The sequence below is a fragment of the Pseudoalteromonas sp. SWXJ133 genome, from assembly GCF_015864365.1.
In the GTDB taxonomy this organism is placed as follows: Bacteria; Pseudomonadota; Gammaproteobacteria; order Enterobacterales; family Alteromonadaceae; genus Pseudoalteromonas; species Pseudoalteromonas arctica.
In genome coordinates, this window is record NZ_JADYXJ010000028.1 from 49,270 (window position 1) to 63,538 (window position 14,269).

Here is a 14,269-nt window from a genome sequence, read left to right on the forward strand (position 1 = left end):
TAATCTTTACTAATATCTTGGAGGAAACATATGTTAGTAACAAATTTAGATAAACTGCATAAGTTAGTTAGCGGCAGTATGGTAGATTTGGAAATTCTCACTCCAACAGATAGTAAACGCTTAAAAACAGAGTTTATTGGCTTGCTAGATGATAAGTTTATTATTTTAAACTATCCAAACGCCAAACGATTAGTTAAAGCCGGTGATTATTTGAATGATGGGGTTTCCGTTATTGTAAGGGCGTTAATTGGAGGACAAGTTATTGCATTTCGGCAGCAAATTATGTCAATAGCGTTTCACCCGACAAAGCTAATATTTATTCATTTCCCCAAGCAAGTGCAGCTATTTGCGCTACGCTCGCAAACGCGTATACCTACCTTATTACCCGCAAAACTAAAACTAAGTGACGACAGAGTACTTGAAGGCATTATTAAAGATATTTCGCTCACTGGTATAATGTTTGATGTTAGAGGCGCTCAGCAGGATGAAAACCTGAAAGATATGCAATGCACTGTAATACTCAACAGTCGTGATAAAGATTTTGAGGGTGAAATCTGCAGTGTTAAAGAGCATGCCGCAGGCGTGCACTGTGGAATTAAGCTACTAGCAAGCGAGGATGAAATGAAAGCCTTTATGAAAGAGCATTTTATAGACCCTTCTGCGCTTGAGCCCACCGTTGAATAAATAGTTTTTCGCTTATTTGCAACAAAAAGGCATTTTACGTCAGTATTTATAAAATGTTTTTTTTCTCTTCCATAATTAAAATTATTATTTAAATAAAACAACTGATTACGTATTATTTTTTACAGATTATTTTTTGTTATTAAAGCTACCTCATTAAAATTTACCTCAATTATTGTTTAAAATCCCTCTTTTTAAAACCATACATTTAAAGATGTATCTTTTTATATAAACATAACTATATGTTTTTAATGGTTTTAATGTAAACCCTTTAAAACGTGTTGCTAAAGGGCAACAATAATTATTCTAAAAACGCCTTCTTGTTGTACGTTTTGAATTTAACTTATTGAAAATTATTAACTTTTAAATGTTGGCATCTAAGTTGTAATAGTCTAAGTGTACTGAACGAAATCGTGATTCAAAGTGAAATACTTAATCGCACACACATAAATTTGAAGGATACATATTATGAAAAGCATTAATAAAACTTTAGCACTTATCGCTATTGCATCTTCTTCAGCCGCTTTTGCTGCAACAGATTTTGACACACTGGATGTAGACGGCAGTGGCACAATTAGCCAAGCAGAAGCATCAGTAGATGCAAAGCTAATGAGCATGTTTTCTGAGCTTGATACTGACCAAAATGGTGAGTTATCAAAAGAAGAATTTTCAGAAGCTTAATTGAAAAGTATTTATCCTGAGTTGCCAAAGACACCTAAGTAGGCAAGGGAGCTTACGAAAGAGGATAACAAGGAAGTGAAAAATTACGTTTTAAGTTAAACGAAGCAATTTTTTTGATAGAACATTGAAGGATTAAGTTATGAAACATTTAAATAAAGCATTAGCACTTATAGTACTAGCATCTTCTTCCGCTGCATTTGCAGCATCAGATTTTGACAGCCTTGATATCGATGGTAGCGGCACAATTAGCCCAAGCGAAGCGGCAGTCGATACAGATTTAATGGCTGAATTTATTGAGCTAGATACCGACGGTAGCGGCGAGCTTTCTAAAGAAGAATTCGCTAATTACTAATTACTAATTAATCTTTTCAGATTAAACATTTTTCACAGTCAGGGATCTTTGAAAAGGACTTCCCATATTACTAGGAATATTATTATGAAAACATTAAATACAACACTTGCAGTTATCGTTTTAGCATCTTCATCAGCAGCATATGCCGCAGTAGATTTTGCCTCTTTTGATGCAGATGGTAACGGTGCTATTACAATGGAAGAAGCAAAGGTTAACCCTCAGCTTGTAAAGATTTTTGATGATTTGGATACTGATGGTAATGGTGAAATCTCTAAAGAAGAGTTTTCAAAAGTACAGTAATCAATATTTAAGCATACTCCATTAAAGCCGCCTTAGTCAGCGGCTTTTTTGTGTATTAAATTAACTAATTAGAGTAACTAGTTAAAGGAATATAGCACTTACTTGGAATAGTTTTTCTACAACGGTAATGTGTTTTTTGTCGATTAAAAACATGATGACATGATCGCCCGACATAATAATTGTATCATCGTGAGCTATCAACACATCGTCATTACGTACTATCGCCCCAATGGTTGTACCTGCAGGAAGTTTTATGTCGGCAATCGCACGACCAACCACTTTAGATGTGTTTTCATCACCATGAGCAACCGCTTCAATGGCTTCCGCTGCGCCTTTACGCAGTGAATACACGTTAACAATATCACCACGGCGTACGTGCGTTAATAACGCTGATATAGTTGCTTGTTGTGGCGATATGGCAATATCTATTTCGCCGCCTTGTACCAAATCAACGTAAGCTCCACGTTGAATAAGTACCATGGTTTTTTGTGCGCCCATACGTTTTGCAAGCATGGCCGACATAATGTTTGCTTCATCGTCGTTGGTTACGGCAATAAATACATCGACTTGTTCAATATGCTCTTCTGAGAGCAGTTCTTGATCAGATGCGTCACCACAAAAAACGACCGTGTTATCGAGCATTTCTGAGAGTTGCTCGGCACGTTCTTTACTGCGTTCAATTAGTTTAACGGTGTGGTTTTTTTCAAGTGAGCGGGCAAGGCCTGCCCCAATGTTACCGCCACCAGCTATCATAATTTTTTTGTACGAACGCTCAAGTTTTTGTAGCTCGTTCATTACTGCGCGTATATGTTTTGTAGCGGCAATAAAGAATACTTCGTCATCGGCTTCAATAACGGTGGTACCCAATGGTTTTATTGCTTTACCTTGACGATAAATAGCGGCAACACGAGTTTCTACATTAGGGATGTGTTCTTTAAGTGCAGATAACGCATAACCTACTAATAAACCCCCATAGTAAGCTTTTACGGCCACTAACGAGAGCATACCATCGGCAAACTGCAATACTTGCAGAGCACCAGGGTAGTCAATTAGACGGCGAATATACTTAGTGACCAGTGCTTCGGGAGCAATGTAATGATCGATTGGTAAATCATCGTTTTGAAATAGTTTTTCGCGGTATTTTAAATATTGCTCTGAGCGAATGCGGGCAATTTTAGTGGGCGTTTTAAAAATACTGTACGCCACTTGGCATGCAACCATGTTCACTTCATCTGAACTGGTTACCGCTATAATCATATCGGCATCTTCAGCGCCTGCACGGCGTAATACATCAGGGTGCGCGCTGTGGCCCATAACCCCTTGTAAGTCGTATTTATCTTGAAGTTCACGTAATCGGTTACCGTCTATATCAACAACGGTAATTTCGTTTTGTTCGCCAACTAAGTTTTCAGCAAGCGTAGCACCAACTTGCCCGGCACCGAGTATAATTATTTTCATTATTTACCCGTGGTATTGATCATAATTTAATTAAAAAAATAGCCATTTAATGTTTCATAAATGGCTAACTATTTAGTGTACGGCTATTAGGCTTTTTTAACTAGCTTAGCGTAATAAAATCCATCACTTTCACCGGGCAGTAACTGCAAACCTGGAGTTGTTACGGTATCATTTTCGTGTAGAGGTATATGTTCTACATCATCGTTATTAGCTAAAAACTTAGCAACTTGCTGTTGGTTTTCTTGTGGAAGAACCGAACACGTAGCATATACCAATGTGCCACCTGGTTTTAACAGTGGCCAAATGCTATCAAGAATATCGTTTTGTAACTTAGATAAGTCTTCGATATCTGATGCGCGACGTAACCATTTTATATCAGGGTGACGGCGAATTACGCCAGTGGCTGAACAAGGCACATCAAGCAAAATACGATCAAATAATTTTTCGTCCCACCAAGTATGTGGTTGTGAGGCATCGCCACATTGAAGGTCTGCACCTAAGCCAATACGCGTTAAGTTTTGCTTAACGCGTTCAAGGCGAGTTGAGTCGCTATCAAGTGCAAGTACATCAGCATCAGCAAGCTCTAATATATGACACGTTTTTCCGCCAGGTGCTGCACAGGCATCTAAAATATAGTCATCTGCTTTAGGTTCTAAAAAGCGGGCTGCCAACTGTGCTGCAGCATCTTGTACTGAACATGCACCTGTATCAAACTCAGGCAACGAAAATACATCACGTGGTTTGGCAAGCTTAATCCCATCAATAAAATCAGGGTTTAAGGTGTGTTCAATATCGTTAGCGCTAAGCATTTCGCTGTATTCTTGCGTGCTAAATTGTGCTTGATTTACACGAAGCCACATTGGTGCTTGTTGCTGGTTTTCTTCAAGTAGTGCTTCCCAACTATCTGGGTAGGCTGTTTGCACCTGTTTAATAAACCAATTTGGATGGTTATATAAACATACCGGAATAAGCTTCGCTTTTTCTTCAAGCTCTGCTTGTTGGCGCTGAAAACTACGTAAAATGGCGTTTATCAGCCCTTTTAATCCTAAAGCGCGTAGTTGAGCCAGTGCGTTTACAGTTTCTGAAATAGCAGCATGTGGTGGTACGCGCATATGCTGCAGCTGATAAATACCTACGTATAATAAAAACTGAAATATTCTACGTTTACCTTTTAATGGCTGCTCTACTAAGTGTTGGCAGTAATTTTCAAGGCTTGGTAAGTAGCGTAAAACGCCATAACAAATTTGCTGTAGCAACGCTTTATCTTTAGGCGGCAAGCCTTGGCTTGCAAATGGAAGTTCTTGATTAAGCGATGCGCCTTTATCAACTACGTTATATAAAGTTTCAGCGGCCAGCGCTCGTACGTTTGGAACATTACTCATTGTTTTCGCCTAATATTGTGCCAGGGGTAACCCAGTCACTACGACCATTTAAAAAGTCGTTAATTGCCATCGGTTTTTTACCTTGCGGCTGTAATTGCGTAATACATAAAGCGTGTTCGCCACACGCCACTACTACGCCATTTTTGTCGCTTGATAAAATTTGCCCAGGATCACCTGATTGCAGCACAACCTGCGCTTGATAAATCTTTACTGTTTGCCCACCCATTTGGGTAAAGCACACTGGCCATGGATTAAAAGAGCGAATGTTTCGCTCAATTTGCAGTGCACTCATTGACCAATCGATATTAGCTTCCTCTTTAGAAAGCTTTTTAGCGTAGTTAGCAAGTTCATCATTTTGAGGTTCAGGGGTGATCTCGCCATTCGCTAATTTATTAATGGTTTCAATTAACGCGTCTGGACCTAGCTCAGCAAGCTTTGTATATAAACTAGCGCTAGTTTCTGTCGTGCTAATTGGGCAGCGACTTATATGAAGCATATCGCCGGTATCTAGCCCTTCATCCATTTGCATTATTGTTACGCCGGTTTGTTCATCACCTGCCCAAATTGCGCGTTGAATAGGTGCAGCGCCGCGCCAGCGCGGTAATATAGAGCCATGCACATTTAAACAACCCAAACGTGGGGCTTCTAATATAGCTTTAGGTAAGATTAAGCCATACGCTACAACAATCATAATGTCGGCATTTAAGCTTGTTAGCTCTGCTAGTGCTTCATCATTTTTTAATGACTGTGGCTGAAAAACCGGTAAGTTGTGCTCAAGCGCTAGCGCTTTCACTTCACTGGCTTTTAATTTTTTACCACGACCTGCAGGGCGATCTGGCTGGCTATATACACCCACTATTTGGTGTTCGCTTTGTATCAGCGCTTGTAAATGACGTGCTGCAAAGTCCGGCGTACCGGCAAATATAATGCGTAATGGTTGAGTCACTGAGTTTTCCTAAGGTACTTATTACTAATCTGCAAATTTAGCTTCTTTTTCAAGCTTTTTACGAATACGTTGGCGCTTTAATGGAGATAAGTAATCAATGAACAGCTTACCTTGAAGGTGATCCAGTTCGTGTTGAATACAAATAGCCAGTAATTCATCTGCATCTAGTACAAACTCTTCACCGTTTTCGTTAAGTGCAGCGACTGTTACTGTTTCAGCGCGGTCTACTTTTGCATACGAGTTAGGTACTGATAAACAGCCTTCTTCGCTAACGGTAGAGCCGTCTTTTTTAATGATTTGTGGATTAATTAATACCAGTGGCTCATCGCGCTCTTCTGATACATCAATAACAACGATTCGTTGATGAATATCTACTTGCGTGGCCGCAAGTCCAATGCCATTTTCATCGTACATTGTCTCTAGCATGTCTTTTACAATTTGGCGTACTGTGTCGTCAACTTGTGCAACATCTTTTGCTATAGTACGTAAACGTTCATCTGGAAATCTTAAAACTTCTAACCTAGCCATAGTTACCTTTTTCACTTGTGCTTAATTTAGGGTATTGTATGCTCTTATTTTAGCCATTCGCGTTCACCTTTAACAGGTTTTGGGCAATAATAATGAAAAAACAATACAAGGAAGCTCAATGAAATCTCCATTACTTGCAATCATGCTTACGTTAAGTGCTGCGTTTCCCGCAGTAGCTGATGTGCTTAAAATAAAAAAAGATGCACCAAAACAGTATGTTGTAAAAAAAGGCGATACACTTTGGGATATTTCTGGCATCTATTTAGATGAGCCTTGGCTATGGCCTGAACTTTGGCAAATGAATCCACAAATTGACAACCCGCACCTAATTTACCCCGGTGATGCATTAGCGCTGATATACGATGCCGATGGAAACCCACGTTTAGTGATTAATAAAGGATATAGAAAGCTATCTCCTCAGGGTCGTATTACACCAAAAGGGCGTAATGCTATTACTACTTTGCCGCTTGAAATGATTAAACCTTATATCAGTTACGAGCAAGCAATGAACAGTGACGATATTAAAGGCAAACCTTATATTTTAGGTGCTAACGAAAATACTAAAACACAAACGTTAGGCCATATTTTATATGTTAAAGGCGACTTACAAGTACATAAAGCATATGCCATTTACCATAAAGGTGACCCTTACACCGATTTAACCGGTGAAGTGTTAGCAACACGTGCTTCTTATGTGGGTATAGCACGTGCATTCAGAACGGGTGATGAACACAATGGCGTACCGTCGTCGTTACGCGTTGAATCGGTTAAACGAGAAATTCAACAAGGTGATTTTTTAATACCAGCAATGGAAGGTCAAATGCTTCCTGCGTACTTTAATATACACCGTCCTTCTGAGCCTGTAACAGGTAATATTATTGCTTCCCCACGACAAGTTAGAGAATTCAGCACAATGGATGTTGTAGTGCTAAACTTAGGCAGTGAACAAAACATAGAAGCGGGTCATGTATTAGATCTAGAACGTCAATCGCCAACGGTTATTGATGGTCCTCGTGGCCCTCGTTACCCAGAAGATTCTAGTAAATACGAGAAGCTTTTATCTGATGCAAGCCAATTATTTGGTGATGAGTCTGACGAAGATAATACAACGTGGACTATGCCTAAAGAAAAAGTTGGTGAGCTAATTGTCTTTAAAGTGTATGACAAAATAAGTTATGCATTAATAACTAAAAACCAGCACCCAATTCGCATTGGAGATATTGCAGTTATTCATTAAGAAGTAGCGAGTCGGTGCTCTAGGAGAGAGCATGGATCAGTCATCTGGCAAGCTAGCCCACTGGCTTGCCTTTTATATGTGTAAAGGGCTGGGTATCAAAACCCTTTTAGCACTATCTACAAACTATTCCCTTGGGTCGTTATTCGACTTATCTCATGACAAGCTTTTACAGCTTGGATTAACCGCTAATCAAGCGAGTAATTTACTCAATACCAATTGGCAACAAGTCAGTCATTATGAGCAATTAATTACGCTGCACAACATTACGGTTGTCTGTATTTTTGATGCGCTTTATCCAGAAGATCTCCGACAGATTGCCAGTGCGCCTTTATTACTATTTTGTAGGGGAGATGTCTCGTTATTATCTACTCCACAAATTGCAATTGTAGGGAGTCGTAATGCCACACCTACCGGGCTTGAAATAGCATCAGAATTTGCATACGAGTTAACTTTAGCGGGTATTACAGTTACCTCAGGTATGGCACGGGGAATAGATGGAGCAGCACATAAGGGCTCTCTTGCTGGTACGGGTAAAACCATAGCGGTGCTTGGTACTGGGGTTGATATTTACTACCCTAAACGCCATAAACTATTAACAGACCAAGTTTTAGAAAGTGGCCTGTTGGTGAGTGAGTTTTTACCAGGGGCAGCTGCTCATGCGCATAACTTTCCGCGCCGAAATCGTATTATTTCTGGGTTATCGTTAGGAGTGCTTATTGTTGAGGCTGAAATTAAAAGTGGTTCGTTAATTACAGTACGCTATGCGCTTGAACAAAATAAAGAGGTATTTGCAGTACCGGGTTCTATTAAAAACCCGTTAGCGCAGGCAAGTCACTTTTTAATAAAGCAAGGTGCTAAGCTGGTAGAAAACGTGGCTGACATTCTTGATGAGGTGAGTTTTACTTACGACAATAATGTATGTAACAAAGAGCAGCCTATTCAGGCAAATTCTCAATGCGAGGTGTTAAATAGTATTGGCTTTGAAGTCACCAGCGTAGACGACATTGTACGTCGCGCACAGTGGCCAATAGACAAAGTGCTCGCTAGGTTGCTCGATTTAGAATTAGACGATCAGATTGAGCGAGTGTTAGATGGTTATATTAAGTTGAGCGCAGGGAGGTAATATGTTTGATATTCTTTTATATCTTTTTGAAAATTACATTCATAGCGAAGCGGATATATTTGCAGAGCAAAATGAATTAACCGATGAGCTACTGCGCGCGGGCTTTAATAAGCCTGAGATATTTAAAGCACTCGATTGGTTAGAGCAACTCGCCGATTTACAACACAGTGACGAGTCTCCTTATCTTATTACTAACCCTAAAGATGCTGTGCGTATATTTACCGATAGTGAATGCCAAAGGCTCAGTGCTGAGTGTCGTGGCTTTTTAATGTTTATTGAGCAAATAGGCGTAATTAACAATGTAACTCGTGAGATGGTAATGGACTGTTTAACCTCTCTCGATAAACCAACCATAAGCCTAGAAGATTTAAAATGGATTGTACTTATGATTTTGTTTAATGTTCCTGGCTCTGAAGAGGCATATGAGCAAATGGAAGATTTGATTTTTGATGAACCCAGCGAACTTCTTCATTAGAGATAATTATCTTAATTGTACTCAAATTACTTAAACGGATAAGCACGGCATTGCTTGTATCTTTAAGTGGTTTGGGTATATTAGGCGAAAATTCACTAACCTATTAGGATCACCATGAGTAAAATCGACCATTCGCTTTTCTCGGCGAACAAGCACGCCCTCGAAAAAGAATACGAGATATGCCCACAGTGTGGTTCAGAGTTAGTGATCCGCAATAGTAAATCAGGCCCTTTTTTAGGATGCGCAAGTTATCCCAAATGCGATTTTATTAGGCCGTTGGCACATCACGATAGTAACGAAATTAAAGTTCTTGAAGATTCAGCATGCCCGCAGTGCAGCAAACCGCTGGTGGTTAAAAATGGGCGCTACGGTATGTTTATTGGGTGTACGGGATATCCAGAGTGCCATTACATTGCTAACGAAAATGAAGAGAAACAAAGCGAAGACACTTTGCCAAGTTGCCCTAAATGCAAAAAAGGTCATTTAGTCGCGCGCAGTAATAAATTTGGTAAAGTATTTTATTCTTGTGATTGCTATCCAAGTTGTAAATACACACTTAATAATAAACCGGTTGAACACCCGTGTCCTGAATGTAACTGGCCCATAGTCATAGAGAGAAATATGGCAAACGGCACATTATTGCAATGCCCACAAAAAAGCTGCATGCATAAGCTCACCCCAACTGAATAACGTTTAATTATATCTGGAGACTACTTTGTCAGACCTTTCAAATACGCCCACTGCAATAACATGCTTAACGCAAGGCGAAGTTATTTTATACCCAACAGAAGCTGTATATGGTTTAGGTTGTGATCCAGATAATCAACAAGCCGTTGAGGCACTATTAGCTATTAAGCAGCGCCCGGTTGAAAAAGGACTTATTTTAATTGCTGATAACTACGGACAATTATTAAAATACGTAGATGATGCAAAAATACCAATGGATAAACGAGCTGATATTTTTTCGAGTTGGCCTGCTGCAATTACATGGGTTATGCCTGCATCTAAAAATACGCCTAAATGGCTCACAGGGCAGTTTGATACCATTGCAGTAAGAGTAACAAACCATCCAACAGTAAAACGTTTGTGCCAAGAGTTTGGTAAGCCACTAGTATCAACTAGTGCAAACTTAACCGGTCAAGAAACGGTAATTAGTATTGAGCAAGCTAAAGCGCAATTTGCAGAACAAGTTGGCTTTTACGTTGATGAGGCGTTAGGTGGTAATACTCAACCAAGCACAATAAAAGATGCCATGACTGGAAAAATATTTAGAGGTTAATATGCAAAGCGAATTATTAGATCAAGTAAAAGCATACTTTATGGCTTTGCAAGACACTATTTGCAAAGGTTTGGAGGCTGCAGATGGCAGTGCTAAATTTATAGAGGATAACTGGCAGCGAGCAGAAGGCGGTGGTGGTCGTACACGTGTAACCACAAATGGCGCTGTAATAGAGCAAGGCGGAGTTAATTACTCACACGTATTTGGCGCTTCAATGCCAGGCTCTGCAACAGCACACAGGCCAGAGCTTGCAGGGCGCAGCTTTCATGCGTGTGGTGTGTCGTTAGTTATTCATCCTAAAAACCCTCATGTACCAACAAGTCATGCCAATGTGCGCTTTTTTATAGCCGAAAAAGAAGGCGAAGAGCCAATATGGTGGTTTGGTGGCGGATTTGATCTCACTCCTTTTTATCCAGTATTAGAAGACGTACAGCATTGGCATCAAGTTGCTCACGACATTTGTGCGCCATTTGGTAGTGAAGTTTATCCAAAATACAAAACATGGTGCGACGAGTACTTTTATTTAAAGCACAGAGATGAGACTCGCGGAGTAGGCGGTTTGTTTTTTGACGATTTAAATGAACTTGGTTTTGAAAAGAGTTTTGCGTTTATGCAATCGGTGGGTAATGGCTTTTTAGATGCTTATTTACCTATTATTGAACGTCGCAAAAATGACGAATACACAGAACAACAACGTGATTTTCAGCTTTATCGTCGCGGACGTTACGTAGAGTTTAATTTAGTATGGGATAGAGGCACTTTATTTGGATTACAAAGTGGCGGGCGCACAGAGTCCATATTGATGTCTATGCCACCACTTGCACGCTGGGAATATAACTATAAACCAGAGCCAAGTAGCCCAGAAGCTAACCTATATCAGTATTACTTACGCCCGCAAGAGTGGCTAACTAGTCAACCAAGTGAGTTGATAGCCAGAGAATAGCAATTATAACAATTACACAGTAATCAAAAAGGCGCTAATTAGCGCCTTTTTGCATTGTGGCTAAATACAAATTTAATGCTGATTGATCATATGCGTTGCTAGTTGAGAGAATGATTGCTTTAAGCCTTCACGTAACAACGGATTGTCTATTTCTATATCCAGCGTTTTATTCATGCAGTACATCCATTGATCGCGCAATGCTTTATCTACAGTAAAAGGCATATGCCTTTTACGTAGCATTGGCTGGCCATGTTTTTCAGTAAATAGGTTTGGCCCGCCTAACCAACCAGATAAAAATTCAAAAAATACTTGGCGAATTCGATCTAATGGCAGAGGATGCATATCATATAACGGTTTAGCGTATTCATCTGACTCCATTATGTCGTAGAATCGATTGGAGATAGCTCGCGCCCCTTTCTCTCCACCTATTATTTCATACGGTGTTTTTTCAGGAGTAGGAGCCTGTTGCTCAGGAGCTGGCTTAGATTTAGAAAAAAGTCGTTTAATCATATTACTTATCATCGTTAATAGGCAGTATATAGCTGCAAAGAGGTTGCTTTAAAATGGACAAATATGCGGTTTTTGGAAATCCAATTAAACATTCAAAATCCCCCGCGATACATAAACAATTTGCTGTATCACTGGGTGAGCAAATCGACTATCGCGCAATATTAGCACCTATCGATAACTTTGAAAAAACAGTATTGTCTTTTTTTGAGCAAGGTGGTGTGGGTGCTAACGTTACAATGCCATTTAAAGAGCAAGCTTATGCAATGGCCGATGAGCTTACGCCATTAGCTAAAATTGTAGGGGCTATTAATACATTTAAAAAACGAGATGATGGCACATTACTCGGTGATAACACCGATGGTGTAGGCTTTGTAAATGATTTACTCGCTAATGAAGTAGCCATAACTAATAAACGCATTTTAATCATAGGTGCGGGGGGTGCTGCTCGAGGGGTTATTTTACCTTTGTTAGAGCATAACCCTCAGGAAATAATAATAGTTAATCGCACAGCACAAAAAGGCAAAGAACTCGCAGAGCTGTTTACTCAATATGGACCAGTATCTGGCTTTGGCTTTGATGATTTACCAGTAAGCGATTACTCACTAATTATAAACTCTACATCTAGCAGTATGAATAATGAGCTTCCAGCTCTTGATGAAAAACACATAACTAACTGTGAAGTCGCTTATGACATGTTTTATTCATTGCAAAATACCATTTTTATGAATTGGGTTGCACAGCATAATATTAACGCTAAGCTTTTAGATGGCAGTGGAATGTTAGTTGGTCAAGCTGCTCAAGCATATTATGTATGGCGTAACAAAATGCCAAAAATACTTCCCGTCGTTGATGCGCTCAAACAAGGAATGCTTAAATGAATCAGGCAATACAGTTTATAGATAGGCTAGAGTTTAGAGAGCCCGATCATCAGTTAGTTTTTTTTGCACAAGTTAGTGGCATGCTGGTGGAATGTATAATAGAAGTAAATACACTTAAATTAACAGACGAAAGTCACGCAACAGAATATTTTGAAAAGTATCGTTTTGATTACGAAGAACGTGCCGAGGAGCTTATCGAAGAAGAGAGCTATAACTCGGCAGGCCAAATTGAAGTAAGCTTATTAACTTAAGTTAGCGATTTCAGCTAAGTATTCATCTTTAAGTGATACATAGTTATCGGCAGATATTTTTAAGAAGGCAAGTTCTTGCTTTGTAAGAGGGCGGGCTTGCTTAGCTGGACTTCCAACATATAAGTAACCAGACTCTAAACGTTTGTTTGGTGGTACTAAAGAGCCGCCGCCAATAATAACATCATCTTCAACAACCACGTTATCCATAATAATAGCGCCCATACCTACAAGTATACGGTTTCCTAATACACATCCGTGCAGCATTACCTTATGACCAACTGTTACATCGTCACCTATAATAAGTGGGTAACCATCAGGATTGCTTTTAGTTGCGCGAGATAAATGCAATACACTGCCATCTTGTATATTTGTACGCTCACCAATACGTATATAGTTAACATCACCACGTGCAGCTACTAACGGCCACACACTACTATTATCACCTAAAGTAATGTTACCAACCAAAACCGATGACTCATCAATATAAACAGACGAATTAAATGAAGGAGTAACACCTTTATAAGAACGAATTGCCATAGTTAGTACCTTTTAGATCATGATTATTAGTATTTGAGTGTATCAGCAAGGTGATTTTTGTACCATACAGTGCACTGTTTGGTTACAAAACTATCAGTTTTAGGGGGTTTAGTTCAGATACTAACCGAACAGTATCTTTTTTTACTTTTTCTTTAAAAAAGTGCTTGCGTAAAAATATGATCTCCCTATAATGCGACCCCACTGAGACGGGAAACGCCAACGCATAGCGAGGCACAAACAACTCAGAGAGTTAAATAAAACTTCGGTTTTAAATCTTCTAAAAAGAAAGTTTAAAACTAAGTGTTGACTCGAAAAATAAAGGGTGTATTATTCGCATCCCTTGAGACGCTAAAGCGAATCAAAACGTTCTTTAACAATATAAAGCAATCATCTGTGTGGGCACTCGTACAGATTGAGTTCTAACAGCCAACCTACTTAGGTAGCGAGGCAAACAAATTTAGAGTCTCAATTGAAACTGAGTGACCATATGTTATTAAAAGATTCAGCCTTGAGCTGTTTTGATTTTACTTTTTTTAAAGGTAAAAATAATAACGCACAGTCAATTCGTTTTTGGCAACAAAAACAAAAAATTCAGAATTCATTGAGCTGTCGAAAGACATAAAACTTTTTAATTGAAGAGTTTGATCATGGCTCAGATTGAACGCTGGCGGCAGGCCTAACACATGCAAGTCGAGCGGTAACAGAAAG

The 14,269-nt window shown here is 39.4% G+C and carries 18 protein-coding genes and 1 rRNA gene; 13 read left to right on the forward strand and 6 right to left on the reverse strand.

The features are described from left to right. Nucleotides 1-30: 30 nt before the first annotated feature. From I6F40_RS17165 to I6F40_RS17180, 4 genes are all read left to right on the forward strand, one after another. Nucleotides 31-684: a flagellar brake domain-containing protein gene (locus I6F40_RS17165; RefSeq protein ID WP_166379519.1), complete on the forward strand. Its 654-nt coding sequence runs from the start codon at nucleotides 31-33 to the stop codon at nucleotides 682-684. A 465-nt stretch (nucleotides 685-1,149) separates the two neighbouring features. Next, the gene (locus tag I6F40_RS17170; RefSeq protein ID WP_004335175.1) at nucleotides 1,150-1,362 is read left to right on the forward strand and encodes an EF-hand domain-containing protein; all 213 of its coding nucleotides are present in this window, start codon (nucleotides 1,150-1,152) and stop codon (nucleotides 1,360-1,362) included. Between the two features lie 139 nt (nucleotides 1,363-1,501). Continuing rightward, nucleotides 1,502-1,714: a calmodulin gene (locus I6F40_RS17175; protein WP_004335174.1), complete on the forward strand. Its 213-nt coding sequence runs from the start codon at nucleotides 1,502-1,504 to the stop codon at nucleotides 1,712-1,714. Between the two features lie 84 nt (nucleotides 1,715-1,798). Continuing rightward, on the forward strand, nucleotides 1,799-2,014 hold the full coding sequence (locus tag I6F40_RS17180; RefSeq protein WP_007584177.1) for an EF-hand domain-containing protein: 216 nt from the start codon (nucleotides 1,799-1,801) through the stop codon (nucleotides 2,012-2,014). Between the two features lie 81 nt (nucleotides 2,015-2,095). Here the strand turns inward: I6F40_RS17180 and trkA are convergent, their stop codons facing one another. The 4 genes from trkA to def all read right to left on the reverse strand — a co-directional run bounded on the left by trkA (nucleotide 2,096) and on the right by def (nucleotide 6,328). Further along, on the reverse strand, nucleotides 2,096-3,472 hold the full coding sequence (trkA, locus tag I6F40_RS17185) for a Trk system potassium transporter TrkA (protein WP_004335170.1): 1,377 nt from the start codon (nucleotides 3,470-3,472) through the stop codon (nucleotides 2,096-2,098). Between the two features lie 86 nt (nucleotides 3,473-3,558). Continuing rightward, nucleotides 3,559-4,854, reverse strand: coding sequence for a 16S rRNA (cytosine(967)-C(5))-methyltransferase RsmB (rsmB, locus tag I6F40_RS17190; protein ID WP_007584175.1), 1,296 nt, complete (start codon nucleotides 4,852-4,854; stop codon nucleotides 3,559-3,561). After that, nucleotides 4,847-5,800, reverse strand: coding sequence for a methionyl-tRNA formyltransferase (gene fmt, locus I6F40_RS17195; RefSeq protein ID WP_010555158.1), 954 nt, complete (start codon nucleotides 5,798-5,800; stop codon nucleotides 4,847-4,849). Before fmt ends, rsmB begins: the two co-directional genes overlap by 8 nt. Nucleotides 5,801-5,824: 24 nt before the next feature. Beyond that, nucleotides 5,825-6,328: a peptide deformylase gene (def, locus tag I6F40_RS17200; RefSeq protein WP_007584168.1), complete on the reverse strand. Its 504-nt coding sequence runs from the start codon at nucleotides 6,326-6,328 to the stop codon at nucleotides 5,825-5,827. A gap of 118 nt (nucleotides 6,329-6,446) precedes the next feature. Here def and I6F40_RS17205 point away from each other — a divergent pair, with 118 nt between their 5' ends. The 6 genes from I6F40_RS17205 to hemF all read left to right on the forward strand — a co-directional run bounded on the left by I6F40_RS17205 (nucleotide 6,447) and on the right by hemF (nucleotide 11,385). Next, nucleotides 6,447-7,565, forward strand: a complete 1,119-nt coding sequence (locus I6F40_RS17205; RefSeq protein ID WP_166379518.1) for a LysM peptidoglycan-binding domain-containing protein — start codon at nucleotides 6,447-6,449, stop codon at nucleotides 7,563-7,565. Between the two features lie 31 nt (nucleotides 7,566-7,596). Further along, nucleotides 7,597-8,688: a DNA-processing protein DprA gene (gene dprA / locus I6F40_RS17210; RefSeq protein ID WP_024607304.1), complete on the forward strand. Its 1,092-nt coding sequence runs from the start codon at nucleotides 7,597-7,599 to the stop codon at nucleotides 8,686-8,688. 1 nt (nucleotide 8,689) lies between these two features. Further along, the gene (locus I6F40_RS17215; RefSeq protein WP_166379517.1) at nucleotides 8,690-9,163 is read left to right on the forward strand and encodes a DUF494 family protein; all 474 of its coding nucleotides are present in this window, start codon (nucleotides 8,690-8,692) and stop codon (nucleotides 9,161-9,163) included. A 114-nt stretch (nucleotides 9,164-9,277) separates the two neighbouring features. After that, entirely contained in the window at nucleotides 9,278-9,853 is a 576-nt protein-coding gene (locus I6F40_RS17220; protein ID WP_010555162.1) for a DNA topoisomerase family protein, read from the forward strand. 25 nt (nucleotides 9,854-9,878) lie between these two features. Beyond that, nucleotides 9,879-10,442 (forward strand): L-threonylcarbamoyladenylate synthase, encoded by a 564-nt coding sequence (locus tag I6F40_RS17225; protein WP_010555163.1) that lies wholly within the window; start codon nucleotides 9,879-9,881, stop codon nucleotides 10,440-10,442. Nucleotide 10,443: 1 nt separating this feature from the next. Continuing rightward, entirely contained in the window at nucleotides 10,444-11,385 is a 942-nt protein-coding gene (hemF, locus tag I6F40_RS17230) for an oxygen-dependent coproporphyrinogen oxidase (RefSeq protein WP_166379516.1), read from the forward strand. A 72-nt stretch (nucleotides 11,386-11,457) separates the two neighbouring features. On the opposite strand, the gene I6F40_RS17235 is transcribed toward hemF, so the two are convergent. After that, nucleotides 11,458-11,895 carry a group II truncated hemoglobin gene (locus tag I6F40_RS17235; RefSeq protein WP_004335148.1) on the reverse strand — a complete coding sequence of 146 codons (438 nt, stop codon included), beginning with the start codon at nucleotides 11,893-11,895 and terminating at the stop codon, nucleotides 11,458-11,460. A gap of 53 nt (nucleotides 11,896-11,948) precedes the next feature. Here I6F40_RS17235 and aroE point away from each other — a divergent pair, with 53 nt between their 5' ends. Together aroE and I6F40_RS17245 are read left to right on the forward strand one after the other, a co-directional pair. Next, nucleotides 11,949-12,773 carry a shikimate dehydrogenase gene (gene aroE, locus I6F40_RS17240; protein WP_166379514.1) on the forward strand — a complete coding sequence of 275 codons (825 nt, stop codon included), beginning with the start codon at nucleotides 11,949-11,951 and terminating at the stop codon, nucleotides 12,771-12,773. Beyond that, nucleotides 12,770-13,024, forward strand: a complete 255-nt coding sequence (locus tag I6F40_RS17245; protein WP_007584142.1) for a DUF1488 family protein — start codon at nucleotides 12,770-12,772, stop codon at nucleotides 13,022-13,024. Before aroE ends, I6F40_RS17245 begins: the two co-directional genes overlap by 4 nt. Here I6F40_RS17245 and I6F40_RS17250 read toward each other — a convergent pair. Beyond that, nucleotides 13,016-13,561 (reverse strand): gamma carbonic anhydrase family protein, encoded by a 546-nt coding sequence (locus I6F40_RS17250; protein ID WP_101216917.1) that lies wholly within the window; start codon nucleotides 13,559-13,561, stop codon nucleotides 13,016-13,018. The genes I6F40_RS17245 and I6F40_RS17250 overlap by 9 nt on opposite strands. Before the next feature lie 629 nt (nucleotides 13,562-14,190). Here I6F40_RS17250 and I6F40_RS17255 point away from each other — a divergent pair. Then, a 16S ribosomal RNA gene (locus tag I6F40_RS17255) occupies nucleotides 14,191-14,269 on the forward strand; the annotation flags it as partial.

Excerpts from the sequence above, each read along its gene's own strand:
- I6F40_RS17165 (WP_166379519.1), top strand. The coding sequence starts at position 31 with ATGTTAGTAACAAATTTAGATAAACTGCATAAGTTAGTTAGCGGCAGT.
- I6F40_RS17170 (WP_004335175.1), top strand. The coding sequence starts at position 1,150 with ATGAAAAGCATTAATAAAACTTTAGCACTTATCGCTATTGCATCTTCT.
- I6F40_RS17175 (WP_004335174.1), top strand. The coding sequence starts at position 1,502 with ATGAAACATTTAAATAAAGCATTAGCACTTATAGTACTAGCATCTTCT.
- I6F40_RS17180 (WP_007584177.1), top strand. The coding sequence starts at position 1,799 with ATGAAAACATTAAATACAACACTTGCAGTTATCGTTTTAGCATCTTCA.
- trkA (WP_004335170.1), bottom strand. The coding sequence starts at position 3,472 with ATGAAAATAATTATACTCGGTGCCGGGCAAGTTGGTGCTACGCTTGCT.
- rsmB (WP_007584175.1), bottom strand. The coding sequence starts at position 4,854 with ATGAGTAATGTTCCAAACGTACGAGCGCTGGCCGCTGAAACTTTATAT.
- def (WP_007584168.1), bottom strand. The coding sequence starts at position 6,328 with ATGGCTAGGTTAGAAGTTTTAAGATTTCCAGATGAACGTTTACGTACT.
- I6F40_RS17205 (WP_166379518.1), top strand. The coding sequence starts at position 6,447 with ATGAAATCTCCATTACTTGCAATCATGCTTACGTTAAGTGCTGCGTTT.
- dprA (WP_024607304.1), top strand. The coding sequence starts at position 7,597 with ATGGATCAGTCATCTGGCAAGCTAGCCCACTGGCTTGCCTTTTATATG.
- I6F40_RS17215 (WP_166379517.1), top strand. The coding sequence starts at position 8,690 with ATGTTTGATATTCTTTTATATCTTTTTGAAAATTACATTCATAGCGAA.
- I6F40_RS17220 (WP_010555162.1), top strand. The coding sequence starts at position 9,278 with ATGAGTAAAATCGACCATTCGCTTTTCTCGGCGAACAAGCACGCCCTC.
- hemF (WP_166379516.1), top strand. The coding sequence starts at position 10,444 with ATGCAAAGCGAATTATTAGATCAAGTAAAAGCATACTTTATGGCTTTG.
- I6F40_RS17235 (WP_004335148.1), bottom strand. The coding sequence starts at position 11,895 with ATGATTAAACGACTTTTTTCTAAATCTAAGCCAGCTCCTGAGCAACAG.
- aroE (WP_166379514.1), top strand. The coding sequence starts at position 11,949 with ATGGACAAATATGCGGTTTTTGGAAATCCAATTAAACATTCAAAATCC.
- I6F40_RS17245 (WP_007584142.1), top strand. The coding sequence starts at position 12,770 with ATGAATCAGGCAATACAGTTTATAGATAGGCTAGAGTTTAGAGAGCCC.
- I6F40_RS17250 (WP_101216917.1), bottom strand. The coding sequence starts at position 13,561 with ATGGCAATTCGTTCTTATAAAGGTGTTACTCCTTCATTTAATTCGTCT.